Source organism: Thiomonas sp. DCM-2, assembly GCF_056820905.1.
In genome coordinates, this window is record NZ_CM165962.1 from 1,970,949 (window position 1) to 1,990,028 (window position 19,080).

Annotated in this window: 18 protein-coding genes; 13 read left to right on the forward strand and 5 right to left on the reverse strand. The window is 66.0% G+C overall.

Translation table 11 applies throughout. The features are described from left to right. Positions 1–9 precede the first annotated feature (9 nt). The 11 genes from flgF (at position 10) to AC1ZQA_RS09505 (ending at position 14,003) form a co-directional block, all read left to right on the forward strand. Entirely contained in the window at positions 10–747 is a 738-nt protein-coding gene (gene flgF, locus AC1ZQA_RS09455; RefSeq protein ID WP_482676722.1) for a flagellar basal-body rod protein FlgF, read from the forward strand. A gap of 56 nt (positions 748–803) precedes the next feature. Then, a complete protein-coding gene (gene flgG / locus AC1ZQA_RS09460) occupies positions 804–1,589 on the forward strand; it encodes a flagellar basal-body rod protein FlgG (RefSeq protein WP_482676723.1) in 786 nt (261 codons plus the stop codon). Further along, the gene (locus tag AC1ZQA_RS09465; RefSeq protein ID WP_482676724.1) at positions 1,589–2,290 is read left to right on the forward strand and encodes a flagellar basal body L-ring protein FlgH; all 702 of its coding nucleotides are present in this window, start codon (positions 1,589–1,591) and stop codon (positions 2,288–2,290) included. Before flgG ends, AC1ZQA_RS09465 begins: the two co-directional genes overlap by 1 nt. Positions 2,291–2,307: 17 nt before the next feature. Then, a complete protein-coding gene (locus AC1ZQA_RS09470; protein ID WP_482676725.1) occupies positions 2,308–3,435 on the forward strand; it encodes a flagellar basal body P-ring protein FlgI in 1,128 nt (375 codons plus the stop codon). A gap of 8 nt (positions 3,436–3,443) precedes the next feature. Beyond that, complete coding sequence (gene flgJ, locus AC1ZQA_RS09475) at positions 3,444–4,571, forward strand: flagellar assembly peptidoglycan hydrolase FlgJ (RefSeq protein WP_482676726.1); 1,128 nt, start codon at positions 3,444–3,446, stop codon at positions 4,569–4,571. 39 nt (positions 4,572–4,610) lie between these two features. Beyond that, positions 4,611–5,009 carry a hypothetical protein gene (locus tag AC1ZQA_RS09480; protein ID WP_482676727.1) on the forward strand — a complete coding sequence of 133 codons (399 nt, stop codon included), beginning with the start codon at positions 4,611–4,613 and terminating at the stop codon, positions 5,007–5,009. Position 5,010: 1 nt separating this feature from the next. After that, a complete protein-coding gene (flgK, locus tag AC1ZQA_RS09485) occupies positions 5,011–7,020 on the forward strand; it encodes a flagellar hook-associated protein FlgK (RefSeq protein ID WP_482676728.1) in 2,010 nt (669 codons plus the stop codon). Between the two features lie 11 nt (positions 7,021–7,031). Next, positions 7,032–8,285: a flagellar hook-associated protein FlgL gene (flgL, locus tag AC1ZQA_RS09490; protein ID WP_482676729.1), complete on the forward strand. Its 1,254-nt coding sequence runs from the start codon at positions 7,032–7,034 to the stop codon at positions 8,283–8,285. 41 nt (positions 8,286–8,326) lie between these two features. Next, positions 8,327–11,875: a glycosyltransferase gene (locus AC1ZQA_RS09495; protein WP_482676730.1), complete on the forward strand. Its 3,549-nt coding sequence runs from the start codon at positions 8,327–8,329 to the stop codon at positions 11,873–11,875. Positions 11,876–11,969: 94 nt separating this feature from the next. Further along, positions 11,970–13,250, forward strand: coding sequence for an EAL and HDOD domain-containing protein (locus AC1ZQA_RS09500; protein ID WP_482676731.1), 1,281 nt, complete (start codon positions 11,970–11,972; stop codon positions 13,248–13,250). 12 nt (positions 13,251–13,262) lie between these two features. Next, positions 13,263–14,003 (forward strand): flagellar brake protein, encoded by a 741-nt coding sequence (locus AC1ZQA_RS09505; protein WP_482676732.1) that lies wholly within the window; start codon positions 13,263–13,265, stop codon positions 14,001–14,003. 173 nt (positions 14,004–14,176) lie between these two features. Here AC1ZQA_RS09505 and fliW read toward each other — a convergent pair whose 3' ends face one another. The 5 genes from fliW to AC1ZQA_RS09530 all read right to left on the reverse strand — a co-directional run bounded on the left by fliW (position 14,177) and on the right by AC1ZQA_RS09530 (position 17,914). Then, a complete protein-coding gene (gene fliW / locus AC1ZQA_RS09510; protein WP_482676733.1) occupies positions 14,177–14,665 on the reverse strand; it encodes a flagellar assembly protein FliW in 489 nt (162 codons plus the stop codon). Next, the gene (locus AC1ZQA_RS09515) at positions 14,662–14,901 is read right to left on the reverse strand and encodes a carbon storage regulator (RefSeq protein WP_482676734.1); all 240 of its coding nucleotides are present in this window, start codon (positions 14,899–14,901) and stop codon (positions 14,662–14,664) included. The genes fliW and AC1ZQA_RS09515 overlap by 4 nt, the downstream gene beginning before the upstream one ends. 51 nt (positions 14,902–14,952) lie before the next feature. After that, positions 14,953–15,372, reverse strand: a complete 420-nt coding sequence (gene flgN / locus AC1ZQA_RS09520) for a flagellar export chaperone FlgN (RefSeq protein WP_482676735.1) — start codon at positions 15,370–15,372, stop codon at positions 14,953–14,955. 6 nt (positions 15,373–15,378) lie between these two features. Beyond that, a complete protein-coding gene (gene flgM / locus AC1ZQA_RS09525) occupies positions 15,379–15,717 on the reverse strand; it encodes a flagellar biosynthesis anti-sigma factor FlgM (protein WP_482676736.1) in 339 nt (112 codons plus the stop codon). Positions 15,718–15,823: 106 nt separating this feature from the next. Beyond that, positions 15,824–17,914, reverse strand: a complete 2,091-nt coding sequence (locus AC1ZQA_RS09530) for an EAL domain-containing protein (RefSeq protein ID WP_482676737.1) — start codon at positions 17,912–17,914, stop codon at positions 15,824–15,826. 153 nt (positions 17,915–18,067) lie between these two features. Between AC1ZQA_RS09530 and AC1ZQA_RS09535 the strand changes: the two genes are divergently transcribed. Beyond that, a complete protein-coding gene (locus AC1ZQA_RS09535) occupies positions 18,068–18,487 on the forward strand; it encodes a response regulator (RefSeq protein ID WP_482679309.1) in 420 nt (139 codons plus the stop codon). After that, positions 18,484–19,065 carry a protein phosphatase CheZ gene (locus AC1ZQA_RS09540; RefSeq protein ID WP_482676738.1) on the forward strand — a complete coding sequence of 194 codons (582 nt, stop codon included), beginning with the start codon at positions 18,484–18,486 and terminating at the stop codon, positions 19,063–19,065. Before AC1ZQA_RS09535 ends, AC1ZQA_RS09540 begins: the two co-directional genes overlap by 4 nt. Positions 19,066–19,080 lie beyond the last annotated feature (15 nt).

Sequence of the window (19,080 nt, forward strand, 5' to 3'; positions counted from 1 at the left end):
ACCGACATCATGGACACCCTCTGGATTGCCGCCACCGGCGCCCGCGCCATCCTGCAGCAGCAGGCGGCAACGACCAACAACCTCGCCAACGTCAACACCACCGGCTATCGCGGCGAGCAGGCACAGTTCCGCGCGTTGCCGGTGTACGGCAACGCAGTGCCCAGCGGCGTCTACACCACGGTGCAGGGCAACAGCGCCAATCTGCAGGAGGGGCCGATCAATCACACGGGCCGCGCGCTCGACGTGGCCATTCAGGGCCCCGGCTGGATTGCGGTGCAGGCAGCAAATGGTGACACCGCCTACACCCGCAACGGCGATCTGCAGGTCAGCAGCAACGGCATCCTGTCCACCAGTGACGGCCGTCCGGTGCTCGGCCAGGGCGGCGCGCCCATTTCACTGCCGCCGCTGGAGTCGGTGCAGATCGGCGCGGACGGCACCATCTCCGGCGTGCCGGTGGGCAGCCAGCCCAATGCGCTGGTGGTGATCAACCGCATCCAGCTGGTCAGCCCGCCACCGAGCCAGATGCAGCGCGGCGCCGACGGCCTGTTCCGCGACACCCAAGGCCCCGCACCCGCCGACGGCAATGTACAGCTTGCCGTGGGTGCGCTCGAAGGCAGCAATGTCAACCCGGTGCAGGCCATGATCCAGATTCTCGACAACACGCGCGCCTTCGAAATCCAGACCAAGCTGATGCAGACCGTGGACCAGAACCATCAGGCCGCGTCGCAATTGCTCAGCGTGAGCTGATCGAACCGATCCCCCCTTCCGCCTTTTTGCCGCTTCAGATTCCGCCCAGACCCGCCATGATCCGCTCGCTCTACGTTGCAAAAACCGGCCTCGAAGCCGAACAGACCCGCATGGACGTGATCGCCAACAACCTGGCCAACGTCAACACCAGCGGCTTCAAAGGCTCGCGTGCCGTGTTTCAGGATCTGCTCTACCAGAACCTCACCCAGCCGGGCGCGCAGTCGTCGCAAAGCACCCAATACCCCAGCGGCCTGCAGCTCGGCACCGGCGTGCGCCCGGTGGCCACCGAGCGGCTGATGACGCAGGGCAACCTCACGCAGACCGGCAACTCGCTCGACGTCGCCATCAACGGTCAGGGCTTCTTCCAGGTGCTCAAGCCCGACGGCACCATCGCCTACACCCGCGACGGCACCTTCCAGCTCAACAACCAGGGCCAGGTGGTCACGGCCAGCGGCTATCTGGTGCAGCCCACGATCACCGTGCCGGCCAGCGCGCAGACCCTGACCATCGGCAACGACGGCACCGTGTCCGTCACCCTGCCGGGGCAGGCCGCGCCGCAGCAGGTCGGCGCGTTGCAGCTCGCCAGCTTCGTCAACCCCACCGGCTTGCAGAGCATCGGCGACAACCTCTATCTGCAGACCGGCTCCAGCGGCGCGCCCAATACCGGCCAGCCCACGCTCAATGGCCTGGGCTCGGTGCAGCAGGGCTATCTGGAGTCGTCCAATGTCAACGTGGTCGCCGAACTGGTGGACATGATCTCCACCCAGCGCGCCTACGAGGTCAACAGCAAGGCGGTGCAGGCCTCCGACCAGATGCTGCAGTACGTGAACAACAACCTGTGATGACTGCCATGTCTGCGCCGCGCTCCTCCCGCCCGCTGCTCGCCGCCGTGTTTGCGCTGCTGCTCGGTGCCTGCGCCATGCCGCAGCAGCACCTGGGCAACGAAGCGCTCAAACCGTTGCCCATTCCGGCGCAGCCCGAGCCGATGAACGCCCACGCGCCCAACGGCGCGATCTGGCAGCCGGGCACCAATGTGTCGCTGTTCGAGGACAGCCGGGCGCACCGCGTGGGCGACCTGATCACCGTGCTGATCCAGGAAAACGCCAACGCCACCAAGTCCACCAACACCACGGTGAACAAGGCCGACAGCGTGAGCGCCGGTCTGTCGAGCTTTTTCGGCAAACCCTTGACCGTGGGCGGCTACTCTCCCTCGATGGGGCTGACGTCGTCGAGCAAGTTCGGCGGCAACGGCGCCACCTCGCAGAGCAACACCTTCACCACCACGCTGCAGGCCACCGTGGTGCAGGTGATGAGCAATGGCAATCTCGAAATCTCCGGGCAGAAGGAAGTCATGCTCAACGGCGGGCATGAATACATCCGCGTGGCCGGCGTGGTGCGCGCTGCCGACGTCAGCCCGCAGAACACCGTGCTGAGCACCCAGATCGCCAACGCCCGCGTGGAATACAGCGGCACCGGCGACGTGTATGCCGCCGCGAAGGTGCCCTGGCTGACGAGCTTTTTCCTGTCGCTGTGGCCGTTCTGATGCAAGCACTCCTCGCCATGAACCAAACCATCCTGCGCACATTGCTGCGCGCTACTTGCGCCTTGACGCTGGCTCTCGCCGCCCTGCTGCCCGCGCAGGCCGCTGCCATCCGCGATCTGGCGAGCGTGCAGGGCGTGCGCGTCAATCAGCTCGTGGGCTACGGGCTGGTGGTCGGCCTCGGCGGCACAGGCGACCAGGCCACGCAGGTGCCCTACACCACGCAGTCGCTGCTGTCGATGTTCCAGCGCCTGGGCATCAACCTGCCGCCGGGCGTCGCCTCCAACCTGCAGCCCAAGGATGTGGCGGCAGTCATGGTCACGGCCAATCTGCCGCCGTTTGCCCAGCCCGGCCAGCAGATCAACATCACCGTGTCCGCCGTGGGCAATGCCGCCAGCCTGGCGGGCGGCACCTTGCTGATGACCCCGCTCAAGGGCGCGGACGGCCAGACCTACGCCGTGGCGCAGGGCAATGTGGTGGTCAGCGGGTTTGGCGCGTCGTCCGGCGGCAACAGCACCCAGGTCAACTTTCTGACAGCCGGCATGATCGCCAATGGCGCCACGGTAGAAAGGGCCGTGGCGAGCCATTTCGACCAGACCGGCCCGATCTCGCTGTCGCTCAACACCCCGAGCTTCGGCACCGCCAGCCGCGTGGCCGACCGCATCAATCAGCAGTTCGGCGCGGGCACGGCCACGGCACTGAACGCCGGGGTCATTCAGGTGCAGGCGCCGCTGACCGCTGGCGCGCGCACCGCCTTTCTTGGCCAGGTCGAGGCGCTCGATGTCACGCCCGAGTCGCCCCCCGCCAAGGTGGTGATCGACGCCCGCAGCGGCACCGTGGTGCTGGGCCAGAACGTCACGCTGGGTGCCTGTGCCGTGGCGCATGGCAATCTGTCGGTCACCATCAGCACGCAATACGAGGTGAGCCAGCCCAACCCGCTGGGCGCGGGGCAGACCGCCGTGGTACCCAAGACCGACGTGAAGGCCAAGGCGGACAAGGCCAATCTGCTGATGTTCAATCCAGGCGTGACCCTCGAAGCCGTGGTGCGGGCGCTCAACGCCGTGGGCGCCGCACCCAGCGACCTGATCGCCATCCTGCAGGCGATGAAGGCTGCAGGCGCGCTGCACGCGCAGCTTGACGTCATCTGAGCCCCGTCATGGCCATTCCGCCCACCCTGCCGTCTGCGCCGCTGCCGCCCAGCGGCGCGGCTGCCGACAACAGCCTGTCGTTCCAGGGACTGAACCAGCTCAAGGCTGCCGCCAATGCCGACCCGCGCAGCCCGCAGGCCATCAAGGCTGTGGCGCAGCAGTTCGAGGCGCTGCTGATGCAGCAGATGCTCACCGCAATGAACGCCACCAGCCTGGGGCCGGACATGCTGGGCGATACCGCCGGGCCCATGTTCAAGTCGATGTTCGACCAGCAGCTCGCCACCACCATCAGTCAGGGCCAGGGCATCGGTCTGGCGAGCTTCATCGCGCGCGAGCTGTCCAGCCGCTACGGCACGCCACCGAGCCCAGCGCACGCACCTTCAGCCCTGCCCGCCGCCAGTGAAGCCGCTGCGGCGGCGCAGCCCGCCCAGGGCGCACAGCCCACCCCCGGCGCGCGCGCTGCGGCCCTCAACGCCGCGATGCTGCCTCTGGCTGGCGCGGCGAACGCCACCCTGCCGCGCGAGCCCCTGAGCGCCTACCGGCAACACGCCGTGCCGGTTCTTCCTACATTGCAATCTGCCGCGTCGCCCACTGCGGTGGCAACACCGGCGCCTGCAACGCCTGCGGCAACCCCCAGCGCCAGCAGCAGTGCTGCCGATCAGGCCCGGCAGTTCATCGCCAGCATCCTGCCCAGTGTGCAGGCCGCGGCAAAACAGCTGGGCGTCGCCCCGGTGGCCATTCTGGCCCAGGCCGCGCTGGAAACCGGCTGGGGGCAGCACACCCCGGGCAACAACGTGTTCGGTGTGAAGGCCGGATCCGGGTGGAGCGGCGACACGGTGCAGACCCTCACGCAGGAATTCCGCAACGGCGTGGCCTCGGTCGGCACGGCAGCCTTCCGCGCCTACCAGAACGTGCGTGAAAGCGTGCAGAACTACGCCGCCCTGCTCGCCCGGCCGCGCTATCAGGCGGCACGCGATCAGGGCAACGACATCTCGGCCTTTGCCACCGCGCTGCAGCGCAGCGGCTACGCCACCGACCCGCACTATGCCGCCAAGCTGGTGGCCATTGCCCGCAGCCCGCGCATGCAGCAGGCACTCGATCAGCTTGGCCTGACCTCAAGTCCCGTGGATCGGTGACGTTATTGCTTGTGTATCCTGCGTCCAGACCGCACCGCCATGTCCCAGCCCCAGACTCCTCCGGATGAACGCCAGCTCGTTGCCGCGCTGACCGAGGTGCTGCGCCAGCAGCGTCAGGCGCTGGTGAATACAGGCGCCGAGGGCGCGCTGCCCGTGGCGCCCATCTGGCAGCCATTGATCGACGCGCTCGATGGCTACACCGCGCGCCGCCGATCCGGCGACCCGGCGCTGGAGCGCACGCCCGAACTCACCGCAGAAGTCAATGCCCTGCGAGACGAAACCCTGGCGCTGCAGCACACCCTCACGGTGTGGAGCGCTGCGCTGCAGCAGGCCATCGCCCAGTCGCGCAAGCAGACACCCGAGCCCACCTACGGCCCGGCAACCGGCGCCGCCAAGGGCTATGGCGGATCGCAGGGCCAAACACTGGCGAAAGGCTGACATGTCCGGCATCAGTGGTCTGGTCAGCAATGCCCTCACCGGCCTGCAGGCGGCGCAATCTGCGCTGCAGGTCACGGGCAACAACATCGCCAACGTCAACACGCCCGGCTACAGCCGCGAGGCGGCGGTGCAATCCACCCTCACGCCCAGCCTGTATGGCGGGCAGTATCTGGGTAACGGCACGCAGATCGACGCGGTCACCCGCAGCTACAGCGCCTACCTGCAATCGCAGGTCTGGAGCACCGCGGCCACGGCCAGCGGCGCCAATACTTTCAACACCCAGCTTCAACCGGTGGTCAACCTGCTGGCCGGCACCAACGCCGGGCTGAGCACCGCGATCAACCAGTTCTTCGCCAGCGGCGTGGCGCAGGTGGCGGCCAACCCGTCGGACATGCCGTCGCGGCAGAACCTCATCAGCCAGGCGCAAGGGCTGGCGCAGACCTTTCAGAGTGCCGCACAGCAACTGCAGGCCGCCTCCACCGGCGTCAACCAGCAGATCGGCCAGAGCATCATCAGCATCAACAGCCTGACGCAGCAGATCGCCCAGCTCAATGTGCAGATCAACGCGCTGTCGGGCACCGGCAGCACGCCCAATTCCCTGCTCGACCAGCGCGACCAGCTCATCACCCAGCTCTCCAGCCAGGTGGGGGTGAGCGTGCTGCCGCAGGACGGCAATCAGGTCAATGTGTTCACCGGCAACGGCCAGGTGCTGGTCGCCGGGGCGCAGTCCTTCGATCTCCAGGCCGTGCCCAATGCCTACGACCCCGCGCAGACCGAAGTGGCCTACGCCGCCAACGGTGCGGTCATCTCGCAGGGCTTGCAAGGCGGCACGCTCGGCGGGCTGCTGCAGTTCCGCAGCCAGGTGCTGCAACCGGCGCAAAACGCGCTGGGCCGCATTGCCGACGGTCTGGCTTCGGCCATGAACAGCCAGCAGGCGCAGGGGCTCGATCTCAACGGTCAGTTCGGCGCCGCGATGTTCCAGGCCGGGCCAGTGCAGGTGCTGGCCAGCTCGGCCAATACCGGCAGCGCAGTGATCAGCGGCAGTGTGGTGGATGCCAGCGCGTTGACGACCGCCGACTATCGGCTGGGCTTCGACGGCAGCAACTGGACGGCCACCAATCTATCCACTGGCCAAGCCGCCGCACTGACTTCGGCCACGTCCGGCAGCACCACCACCCTGAGTTTCGATGGGGTGCAAGTCAACGTCAGCGGCGCGCAGGCCGGCAACAGCTTCGAGGTGCTGCCCACCCGCTTGGGCGCGCTCAACTTTCAGTCGCTGCTGTCGGACCCCACAAAAATCGCCGCCGCCGCACCGTATGTATCGAGCGCCGGGCAGATGCAGTCGGGCAGTCTGATCAACACCAACCTCGGCAACCTCACCCTGTCCGCGGGGCAATACAGCGCCACCAGCGGCGCCGGCAGCCTGGTGGTGGCTGGCGCCAACCTCGGCGCGAGCAGCCCGCCGGTGAGCTTGCAGATCACGCTGACCAGCGGCGGCACCAGCGGCGCGGTCGGCTTTCAGGTCACGTCGGGCTCGGGCGGGGTGCTTGCCACCGGCAGCGTCACCCTCGGCGGCAGCGGGCAGGTGCTCTCGATTCCCTACAACAACCCACCCGGCGGTTACTGGAACGTCACCCTGGCTGGCAGTGTTGCGGTTTCGGGCGACGCGTTCACCCTCAGCCCGGCCAGTGGCGGCAACGGCGGCAACGCGCAGGCGATGGCCGCGCTGCAGACCGCCAAGACCCTGGCCGGAGGCAGCACCTCGCTGGAAGGCGCGTATGCGCAACTCGTCAGCCAGGTCGCCTCGCAGGGCAACCAGGCGCAAAGCGCACTCAATGCCGCAACCGCAGTGGCGGCGCAGGCTGTGTCCTCGCAGCAGTCGGTTTCGGGCGTGAACCTCGACGAAGAGGCCACCAGGCTCATCCAGTATCAGCAGGCCTACCAGGCCGCAGCCAAAGCGATTCAGGTGGGCAACAGCCTGTTCACCTCGCTGCTGCAGGCGGTTGGGTAAGGAGACACAGCATGCGCATCAGCATGTCACAGTTCTACGCCGCCAGCCTGACGGGCATTCTCAACCAGCAGAACACCCTCAACACCCTGAGCCAGCAACTCTCCACCGGCAGCAGCCTGGTCAACCCGTCCGATCAGCCGGTCGCCGCTGCGCAGAACGTCACCCTCACCGGCCAGATCAACCGGCTGGCAACCTACACCCAGAACGGCCAGAACGCGCAGAACGCGCTGCAACTCGAGAGCGCCACACTGCAGAGCGTGGGCACCCTGGTCGATCAGGTGCGGCAGCTTGCCGTGCAGATGAACAACGGCACGGTCAGCAGCCAGGATCTGCAGAACGCCGCCGCCACCATGCAAGGCTATGTGCAGCAACTCGCGCAGTACGCCAACACCCAGGACGGCCAGGGCAACTACCTCTTTGCTGGCAGCAAGAGCGGCACCCAGCCCTTCATCATCCAGGCCAATGGCAGCGTGCTCTACCAGGGCGACGGCAGCCAGAACCAGCTTGCCCTCGGCCCCAGCCTGAACACCGCCATCTCAGACCCCGGCAGCGCCCTGTTCATGAACGCCCGTGCGGGCAACGGCACCTTCAGCGTCGCGGCATCCAGCGGCAACACTGGCGGCGCCACCGCAGGCCCTGGCACGGTCAACAACACCGCGGCGGCCCAACAAATCCTGCAGGTCAACGGCACGCAGTACCAGATTTCTTTCAGCGGCAGCGGCGGCTCGATGACCTATGCGGTGAGCAGCGGCACGGGCGGTGTGTTCTCGTCCGGTGCGATCAGCAGCGGCAGCTTCACCCCCGGCATGAGCATCGGCCTGCCCCCAGGCGGCAATCCAGCCATCACCGTGCCCATCGTCGGCACGCCTGCGGCAGGCGACAGTTTCACCATCGGCGCATCCGCCCCGCAGAGCCTGTTCCAGACCTTTCAATCGCTGGCACAGGCGTTTTCCGCCTCGGCGCAGACCTCGGGATCGAACGCCCTGCGCGCCCAGTCCATCAGCAACGCCCTGGCCAGCCTCGACCAGAGCCAGACCAATCTGCTGAGTACACAGGCCAGCATCGGCAGCCGCCTGCAGCAGGTGCAGGCCGTGCAGACGCAAAACGCCAGCCTGACCCTGCAACTGCAAACCCAGCAGACCCAGCTCAGCAGCATCAATTACCCACAAGTCATCACCGACTATCAGGCCAGCCTCACCGCCCTGCAAGCCGCGCAAAAGGCGTTTACGCAAGTGCAGGGGTTGAGCTTGTTCCAGTATCTCTGAGATCACAACGAGTCGCCACAGGCGTCACCCACCACATCCGCATGACCTCACTGTCGATCATCATTCCCGCCTACAACGCAGAAAAACATCTGGACGCTTGTTTGCGCAGCGTGGTTGATGCCATGCGCACCCTTTCGGGTGATAGCCAACTGCACTGTGAGGCTTTGGTCGTCGATGACGCCTCGGATGACTCGACAGCAACGCTGCTGGCGGCCTGGACGCAGGCGCACGAGCAGATCAGAGCATTCAGGCACACCGCCAACGCTGGAGCTGCAGCCGCGCGCAATACGGCTATTGCACAGAGTGTGTGCGATTGGGTGCTGTTTCTCGATGCCGACAATGTCCTCTACCCCGAAGCGCTCAGGACCTTCAGCATGCAAATTGCGGCGCGTCCCGAGGTCGATGTCTGGGTACCTGGTCAAGACCTGATCGATCCTGCTGGCAATCGCGTGGGGGACTTTTACGCGGACTGGATCAAGACGCATCCCGCCTCGCGGTACTCTACCCAGCCGGAGTCGCTGCTGTTGTCCAACTTCATCGACACCTTTAGCCTGGTGCGGCGAACCCTGGTAGCTGCTGAGCCCTTCGATCCTACTCTGCGCTTTGTCTCGGATTGGGAGCTGTGGATTCGGTTGATGTTCAAACGCCATGCAGTCTTCGGGTTCATCGACATGCCGCTAGGTGGCTACCGTGTCCATGCCGACCAAATCACCTCGCAGGGCAATCGCCGTAGTCCGTCTTTTTTGCGTGAGCATCTTCGGGTTCTCGCGGCAGGAGTGGGCATGGTGTGTAAAGGGGAGATCGCAGAGATCGCGGCCTCGAATCAACTCCTGGCCGAGATGACCCGCCGCATGCTGGATTTCGCCTCTGCGCTCAATCCGGTGCCCGCCGCTCAGAATGCACAGACCAGAACGCACCCAGCCGTTCCCACGCTCGCCTGGCTGCCCGAAGGCCGCTGGCTGCCGCACGAGCGCGATTGGGCCGATCAGGCGATTGCCAACTGGCAAAACGACGCAGCGCCGCCACCGCAGATCGCGCTCGCCTTGCTGCCCAACGCGCAAATCCCGTCCCAGCCCAGCCACGACAGCATCGCTGCACAATGGTTCGCCCCGCAGTCGCTGATCGAGCCATCACCACGCCCTGCCGCAGACGGCATGTTGACCGCGGCAAACCGCGCGCTACTGTCCAGCACCGCCGACTGGCTCGGCCTGATCGACGCCGGAGACCAGCTCGCGCCCGACGCGTTGTTTCGCATTGCGCACGCAGTGCGCGAGCATCCGCAGTGGCAGGTCGTCTACACCGACGAGGACAACCTCACGCCAGACGGCCAGCATGTCAACCCGCATTGCAAGCCCGACTTCAACCTCGACTATCTGCGCAGCCTGCCGTATGTGGGCGGACTGCTGCTGATCCGGCACGATCTGTTCGCGGCGCTGGGCGGCTTCGATCCGCAGGCCGAAGGCGCGGAAGACTACGACCTGCTGCTGCGCGCCTGGGAGCATCTGCAGCGCAGCGGCGCGGGCGATGCGGCCATCGGCCACGTGCCCGAGGTGCTGTATCACCGGCTGCAGGGCTCGGGGCACACGCAGAAGTCGGTACCCGAAATTCTGGAGGCCGGACAGCTTGCGCTGCAGCGCCACTTCGAGCGGCTGGGCATTGCCGCGCAGGTGCAGGCTGGGCCGTTTCCGCCGGCGTTCCGCGTGCGCTGGCCAGTGCCGGACGTTCCACCGCTGGTGTCCATCCTGATTCCCACGCGCGATCAGTTGCCGCTGCTGCAGCGGGCAATCGAGTCGGTGATCGAGAAGACCAGGTACCCCGCCTACGAAATCCTGATCATCGACAACGACAGCCAGACGCCCGAGGCGCGCAACTATCTGGCTGCAATCGAGGCCAAGGAGGCCGAACTTGGCGGCCGTCTGCGCGTGGTACGCCAGCCGGGGCCGTTCAATTTTTCGGCGATGAACAATGCTGCCGCCGCCCTGGCGCGCGGCGGCTACCTGCTGCTGCTCAACAACGACACCGCCGCGCTGCACGACGACTGGCTTGACGAGATGATGGGCCATGCTGTTCGGCCGGATGTGGGCATCGTCGGCGCCAAGCTGCTCTACCCCGACGGCAAGATCCAGCATGCCGGGGTCATTCTGGGCATGCGCGGCCCGGCAGAACATCCCTTCATTGGCCGACCACCGGAGGACCGTGGCTACTTCGGCCGCGCCCAACTCACCCAGAACTTGTCTGCCGTCACAGGCGCCTGCCTGCTCATCCGCAAGAGCGTTTACCAGCAGCTGGGCGGGCTGGACGAGCAGGCCTTCAAGGTGTCCTACAACGACATCGATCTGTGCCTGAAGGTGCGCGAAGCCGGTCTGCGCATCGTGTTCACGCCCTTTGCGCTGGTCATGCACGAAGGCTCGGCCAGTCAGAAGGGCAAGACAGAAGCCAAGCCGAACGAGGACAAGCTCAAGCGCTTCGCCGCCGAGAAGGATGCGATGTACGCCAGGTGGCTGCCGCAGCTTGCCTTCGACCCGGCCTACAACCGCCACCTCAGTCTGGCCAGCACCGACTTTCTGCTGGAAGACCAGCCGCCGCTTTCCTGGGACCCGGCCTGGCGCCCGCGCCCGCGCGTGCTGGTGCACCCGGCCGACCGCGACGGCTGCGGCGAGTACCGCATCATCGCGCCGATGCGCGCGCTCAATCGCGCGGGACGCACGCAAGGCTGGGAAACCATGCGCCTGTACGAGCCAGCCGAAATGGAGCGCATGCAGCCCGACAGCCTGGTGGTGCAACGACAGATGGAATGGCCGCAGATCGAGGCACTGGAGCGCCACGCCCGCACCAGCCGTGCGTTCCGCGTGTTCGAGATCGACGACCTCATCACCAACCTGCCGCACAAGAGTGTGCACAAGAGCAGTATCCACAAGGACATCGCCAAGCGCTTTCGCAAGGCCGCCGGGCTGTGCAACCGGCTGGTGGTGGCCACCGAGCCGCTGGCCAAGGCCTATGCGCATTTCACCGACGAGGTCGTGGTGCAGCCCAACTACCTCGAAGCCGCGCGCTGGGGGCAGCTGCAGCCGGCTCGGGCCGAGCGCAGCAAGCCGCGGGTCGGCTGGGCCGGCGGCGTCGGCCACACGGGCGATCTGGAGCTGATCCTCGACATGGTGCGCGACACCGCGGCGGAAGTGGACTGGGTGTTCTTCGGCCTGTGCCCGGAGGCGCTCAAGCCCGTGGTCAAGGAATTTCACCCCGGCGTGCCGCTCGACCAGTACCCCGCCAAGCTCGCTGCCCTCGACCTCGATCTGGCCGTGGCGCCGCTGGAAGACAACGCATTCAACGAAGCCAAGAGCCATCTGCGCCTGCTGGAGTACGGCATCCTCGGCTATCCGGTCATCTGTTCGGACCTCGTGCCCTACCAGGGCGACTTTCCCGTCACCCGGGTGACCAATCGCTACCGCGAATGGACGCGCGCGCTGCGCGAAGCCGTGTCCGACCGTGCGGCGCTGCGCGCCCAGGGCGATGCGCTGCGCGCCAAGGTGCTGGCGAACTGGATGATGGAGGACCATCTCGATACCTGGCTGAAGGCGTGGCTGCGCTGATTTGCGTCTGGCTGCTTTTACGCAACATCGCAGGCCCGCACTGGCGGGCCGCTGCTAGCATCAGGACAACGCCTGCGGCTTTTTCCCTGCCCTCATGAACAGCACAGCCAATCCGCCAGAAACCGCCTTGCCCGACACGGCAAGCGCCGTGATGCAAACACACATCGCCCGGCAGCCCATCGTCGACCGCAAGCAGCAGATCGTGGGCTATGAGCTCTTCGCGCGCGAAAGCGCCACCGCCGAGACGGCCCCCGCACAGCACAGCGCCGAGACCGACAGCGTGCTGCTGTTCAACGCGCTGTCGAACATCGGCTCGGAAAACCTGTTCGGCGAAAAGCTGGCCTTCATCAACTGCGTGGTCGAAGACCTCAAGGCCGAGCATCTCGATATCGTGTTCCCCGACCGCATCGTGCTCGAAGTGCCGCGCATCTATGGTGACGACGCCATCGGCATTGCCGAAGTGGCCGCCGCCCTCAAACCGCTGCGCGAACGCGGCTTTCAGCTCGCTGCGGGGCCGTTTGCCGCCGCGTCGCTTTACGCCGCCTGGCTGCCGTTCCTCGGCTTCATCAAGGCCGATGTGCAGAGCATCTCGGCCAATGTGGCCGTCGCCCTGCAGCGCAAGGCCGAAGGCCACCGCAACCTGCGGCTGGTGGCCGAGCGGGTGGAAACGCCGGAGCAGTTCAAGACCTATTTCGACGCCGGTTTCCACTACTTTCAGGGCTATTACTTCGCGCGGCCGCAGACCATCAGCGCCAAGGTCATCAACCCGGCACATGCCAATGTGCTGCAACTGATGAATCTGGTCATGCGCCAGGCTGAGTTGAATGAAATCGAGCTGGTGCTCAAGCGTGACCCGGCACTGTCCTTCAAGCTGCTGCGCTACATCAACTCCTCGGGTTTCGGCCTGATGTCCGAGGTCACTTCGTTTCGCCACGCTGCGGCCATCCTGGGCTACAAGAAACTGTTCCGCTGGCTCGCGCTGCTGCTGGCCACCGTGCCGGGCAGCGCCGCGTCTCCAGCCATTGCGCGCACCGCGATCACCCGCGGGCGCATGATGGAATTGCTGGCGAAAGACACCCTCTCGGCGGAAGATGCCGACAACGCCTTTGTCGTCGGCATCTTTTCCATGCTCGACGTGATGCTGGGCGTGCCGATGGACAAGGCACTGGCAGAAATCACCCTGTCCGAGCCCGTTGTCATGGCGCTCAAGAATGACAGCGGCGTGTTCGGCAGCTATCTGCAGCTCGCCCGCGCGGTCGAGCAGCGCGACTTCGACAATCTCGACTTCCTGTCCTCCGCACTGGGCATCCAGGGCTGGCGCGTCAGCTCGGTCCATCTGGCCGCGCTGTCGTGGGTGGAGCAGCTCGGCATCTGATCGGCCAGGCCCATGAGAGAAGTCACCGCCAAGCTGTTCCGCGAGGAATATCAGGTCGATTCCGAGCAGAAGGCCGACCATGTGCTGCACAAGATCATCGAGCGGCACGAGCCGCTGGCCGTTCTGCCGCACGACCGGGCGGAGGAATTCACCTCCACCCTGCTGGCGATCAATCGCCCGAAGCACTGGCTGATCATCGACGAACTCACCCCGGACTCGGGCAACCGTCGGCTGGAAAATCACGCACCGTTCTTCACCATTGGCCGCTACGAGGGCGTGTTCGTCGGCTTTCAGTCCAAGCTGATCGAGCGCATCGATTTTGAGGGCTATGGCGCGCTGCGCATCGCCTATCCCGAGCTGATCTATTACCTGCAGCGACGCAATTTTTTCCGCGTGTCCGTGGCGCCGGGCGATCTCAGCACCGTGGACATCCAGCGCCGCGGCGCCAAGCCGCTGTATGGCCAGTGCCACGACATCAGCGTCAACGGCATGCGCCTGCTGGTGCCTTCCGCACTCGACTATGCCCTGACCACGGGTGAATACATTCCGCTGGTGCGCTTCAGTCTGGAAGATGTGGAACTCGCCGTTGAAGCCGAGGTGCGCTACGTGGGCAGTCTGCGCGACACCAAGACCCGCCAGCCGGTGCGCCAGCTCGGCATTCAGTTTTTGAACATGGCACCGGGTTTCGAACAGCGCCTGCAGAACTATGTGCAACGGCGCGACCGCGAACTGCTGCGCGAGGCCAAACGCTAGGAGTCAGTCGGGCTTGGGGCGCGGATGGCGAATGAGGGCTGTGGGGATGCGATGTGACGGCGGATTTGCCGCCCCATGTTGGGGGCCATGGGGCAAGAAGCCGCTGCCGCAGCGCGCCGCACAGCCCTTTTGCAGCCCGCGATTCCCAAGCCCGACAGACTCCTAGGGGCTGTTCACGCCAGGGCCAGCACGCGCTCGGCGAATCCTGCAGGTTCGGCTGCCTCGGCCTGCGGTGCAAACACGCCGTCCCCCTCCACCTCGTCGGCTTCGACAATATGCTGGGACAGCGTGCCCGCCTGCGCGTCGAACAGCAAGGGCGCCTGCCGGTGCGCCCGCAAGGTGCGCTCGCCCTGCCCGGGCAGCAACACCATCACCATCGGCAGCGTGCCTGCGGGCAGGTGGGCAAACCGCAACCCAAAATGCACAGCCTGAACCAGCAGAAAACTGACAGCCGGGTCATCCAGCGACTGCAGCCAGACAAAGGGCCGCTCGGCCTGCAGGCTGATGAGCCCGAAACGCTGCAGGGATTCGAACCCGGGCAGAGGCGTTGCAGCAATCCAGATCTGCCCGGGTTGAAACGGCAGTGGACCGAAACGGGTGGGCAGCAGGGCGGCCGACAGCGCGGCGGTCGTAGAGGGTTCGATTTGCTCCGTGGCCGTCACCTTGCATCTCCCTCCGCCGGTGCGGAAATCCAGTGCGCCAGCGACACACCCTGCGGCGCAACCGCTGCCTGGTTGTCCTGGCGGATCTGCGCATAGAGTTCTTCGCGCAGGATGCGCAGGTCGATCGGCCCTTCGATCCCCAGCCGGACCTTGCCGGGCGCGGACTGCAGGATCACCACGCGAAAGTTGTCGCCAATCCGGATGGCTTCTCCGGGGCGACGGGTGAGAATGAGCATGAGTGAGGGGGGACGGTGCGGGGCAAAAACCGAGGGGCAATCAACCGCAGATCAGGCGCTGACCAGCAGCCGCGCTGCGGCGCCGCCAGCCTGTCCCAGCCCCTGCGCCCCATACAGACCAAGCCCATCCGCGGTGCCGCGCAGGATGTGCAAGGCGCCTTCGGTATTGCGCATGAGCGCCATGATCATGGCACCGTTGCGCTGATTGGCCTGCGACACCTGCTTCGCCAGAGCCTGCACCTGCGCCCAGAGCGCAGAAGCGCCTGCGGCTGCATCCTCACGAAACGCCGCCTGGCGCTGCTGCTCGATGGCCCCCAGCGCAGCGAGTTGGGCGGTTTTCTGCTCGGTCAGCGCGGGGAGTTGATCGACACCGGCCTGCAGCAGACAAGCGTGTTCGGCAATCAGCAGGCGGTCGAAGGCCTGCAAGGCGTCCAGCTGCTGGCGAAGAATGCTCTCGGCCGGGGTTGACATGATGCTTCAGGGCTTGACCGCGCCCAGCAAGGCCTGACTGTCCTGCAGCAAGCCGCTGGCGATGCGCTGCGGATCGACCGCATACTGGCCGCTTTGAATGGCCGCCTGCAGCGCGGCGATGCGCGCATCGCTGGCCGGCGGCGTGGCACCCTGCGTGCTGGCCATCTGCAACATCTGGCCTGCACTGGAAATGGACACCTGCTCGGCACCGGCAGATTGTGGCCCTTGCGCAGCGCCCGCACCGGCGCCGCGCGCGCTTGCTGCCGAGGGGCGGGACGAGGCTGCCGCAACCCCGCTGCTCGCGCCCGACGCGCTGGATACGGCTGAATTCTGGATGGGAATCATGGTGGCATTCTCTCCTGTTGCCAGGCTCAACGGCACGCTGAAGGCGAACTTTAGGGCAAGTGTGACTTTTTTGGCAAAAACCGCGGCACCGCGTCTGGTGCAGGTTTTACAACCCCAGCTCCGCCCGCACGAGCTGGTCGAGCTGCCGCCGCATCTCCACCTGCGCCTGCCGGAACTCTGTCGTCTCCAAACCCTCGGTCAAGGCGGCGATGAGTCGCCCGTACGCCTGATGCAGCAGACCGCCTTCCAGCCCCTGCACCGCAATATAGTTGTGCAGCGCGGTGGCCGCACGCGCGGCCAGCGGCAGGGCATCCGGCCAGGGCGTCATGTAGGTCAGGCGCATTTCCCACAGCAGATGCGCGGCGTAAACCCCCAGAGCGGTGCGCGGATGGTCGCGGTCGATCTCCAGATGAAAGCTGCGCACCCAGTCCACCACGGCCTCAGCCGGCATGGGGCGCGCCAGACCGTAGCCCTGCCCGGCGTCGGCCTGCAGGATGACGGCGGCTTCCACCAGTCCGGGCGACTCCAGTCCCTCGACCACCACCAGGCTACCCAGATCGTGTGCCAGGCGGGTGAGGTGCTGAATGAAATCGAGCGCGCGGCGCGGGGCCTTGCCCAGTCCGCCGAGCAGCCCCTGGTCGATCTTGACCTCGTCGAAGGGAAAGCTGTCGAGCCGCAGCAGCGAGCTGTAGCCTGAACCGAGGTCGTCCTCGGCCAGCCGCACGCCGGTGGCACGAAACCGCGCCAGCAGCGCGTCGCGGCGCTCGGAGGCGTCGAGATCGCCGCTTTCCAGCAGTTCCAGGGTGAGGCGGCGCGGCTCGAGCGCGTGGCTGCGCAGCAGTTGTTCCACCCGCTCGACATAGCGCGGATCGCTCAGCGCCACCGGCGGCATGTTGACAGAGACATCCATGTCGACCCCCTGCTGCGCCCAGCGATGGCGCGCATGCAGCGCCTGCTCCAGCCCCAGGCTGAACAGGCGCCACATGTCCTGCGCGCCCAGCACGGGAAGAAACTCGGCCGGGGCGACCATGCCCGCGCCATCCTGCCGCCGCAGGCGGGCCAGTGCCTCTAACTTAACGGGCCGCCCGGTCCGCAGGCTGACCACCGGCTGATAGAGCATCTGCAGGCCGTCGTGATCGAGCAGATCGACATAGAACTGCCGCCGCGCATAGGGCACCACGCCCGACGGGCTGGTGGCATAGCGGCTGAAGGCCAGGCCGAGAATCTTTTGCAGATGCTCGATGAACACCTTGCGCGCCGCATTCGTGAAAAAACCGGGATAGCTGCTGTACAGATCCATCAGCGCAATGGGCTGGCCAAACGCATCGAGGATGGGGATGGACACCGCGCTGGGCACCCCGAGTTCGTGCGCCAGCGCCTTCCACGGCAGGATGGCGGGGTCGCTGGAGTAGGACGCGGTGAATTGCACCTGGCGACTGCGCCAGGCCCGACCCGAAGCGCCCAGACCCTCGGCGACATCGCCCCGCACCAGGGTCGGCGCCACACCGTCGGCGCCGATGCGATCGAGATAGAGCGACTTGAAGCGGCTGCCAAATGCATGCTCGAACTGCAGCACGCCCGCCGCATCGGGCCTGCCCAGCGTGCCAGCCACCACACCTTCGATGTTCTCGAGCGCGCCAAGCACCGACCGCAACAGATCGCTCAGGGTGTGCGCGGTCAGGATGGCCGAATCGATGCGCGCCAGCGCCCCGTCGAGCTGACGACCGATGTCTTCATGGCCCTCGATCTGCCATTGCAGCTCTTCCTGCAGGCGCAAGAAGAAGTACCCCAGCAGATCTGCCCGCTCGGTGGGGTCGACCCACCCGGCAAAGTGAGCAATCAGCAGCCGGGTGTACAGCCCATACGAATCGACCAGCCAGGACGCGTCGATGCCGGTCAGCGCATGCGCCCGGCCCACATGCCGCGCCACATGCGCCGACGCCGCACTGCGGCCCGCAAACAGGCTGCGCAGATGGCGCTCCTGGTTCTTGCGCAGCTGCGCGAACTCGGATTCGGACAACAGGCCCAGCACGCGCGAAAACCGGGTTTGGCTGAGCAGCTCGTCGTAGAACCGCGTGATGAAGTCATTCACCACGGCATCCAGCTCGGGCTGCACCGCACGCAGCAGGGCGAGCAAGGCCGCCTGCTGCTCGGGCCGATGCGCTGCATCCTGCGCGATATTCAACTTTTCATACATGGGCGACATGCTATTGACCCATGCCAAGGCGCGGCAAGCAAAAGTCTGAGGACTGTTGACCTGCAACAAGCGCGCCAGCCCATTGCCACAGCGCGCTCGTTCCCGATTCAAGTTCGCCTGCGACGTGCCGTTACATGCTTCGCAAGACGAACCATCGCGAGGCCCACCTTGAAATTCCTGGTTGTTGACGACTTTCCCACCATGCGCCGCATTGTGCGCGGCCTGCTGATGCAGACCGGCTACGTCACCGGCACGATCGATGAAGCGGAAAACGGCGAAGAAGCCTGGCGCAGACTGCAGGCCGGAGGCATCGAGTTCGTCGTCACCGACTGGAACATGCCGGTGATGCAGGGCATCGACCTGCTCAAGCGCATCCGCGCCAGCGACAACCCGGCCATCCGCAGCCTGCCGGTGCTGATGGTCACGGCCGAAGCCAAGAAGGAAAACATTGTCGCCGCGGCGCAAGCCGGGGTGAACGGCTACATCGTCAAGCCCTTCACCGCACAGACCCTGAAGGAAAAGCTCGACGCCATCATGGCGCGGCTGGGCGCCGCAGCAGGAGTCGCGCAATGAGTCGCACGCGCACGGGCCCCGAGATCGACGGCGTCAGCCCCAGCGTGGCAGAGCCAGCCAACGTGGGCATGGTCCATCATGCGTTGCACAGCCTCACCGAGGCCGACGCCCTGTTGCATGAAGGCGTGCGCCGCATCATGGCGGCCTCCAGCGACCTGCCCGAAGCCAGCCATCCACTCGAAGAAGCCCTGCGCCTGACCGAAACCCAGGCCATGGCCACGCTCGAAGCGGTGGAAAACGGGTTTGCGGAAGTGGCCACCATTCGCGCCACGCATGGCGGTTTCATCGATGCGAATCTCGACCGCATCGAGCAGCAGTTCCACACCATTCTCGCCAGCCAGCAAGGCCAGGATCTGGCCGGGCAGCGGCTGAAAAAGACCATTCATCTGCTGCAGGCCGTGGAGCAGCGCATCCGCGCCGCGGTCGATCAGCTCGGCCCGCAGCTCGACGCGCGTGCACCTGCCGTCGCTGCCACAGCGCCCGCCAGCAGCGCACCGCTCAACGGTGTCCCGGCCTATGCCGGACCGAGCTTTGCCCAGGATGACGTGGACGCCCTGCTGCGCGACCTCGGCATCTGACCGCCTGTAAACCGA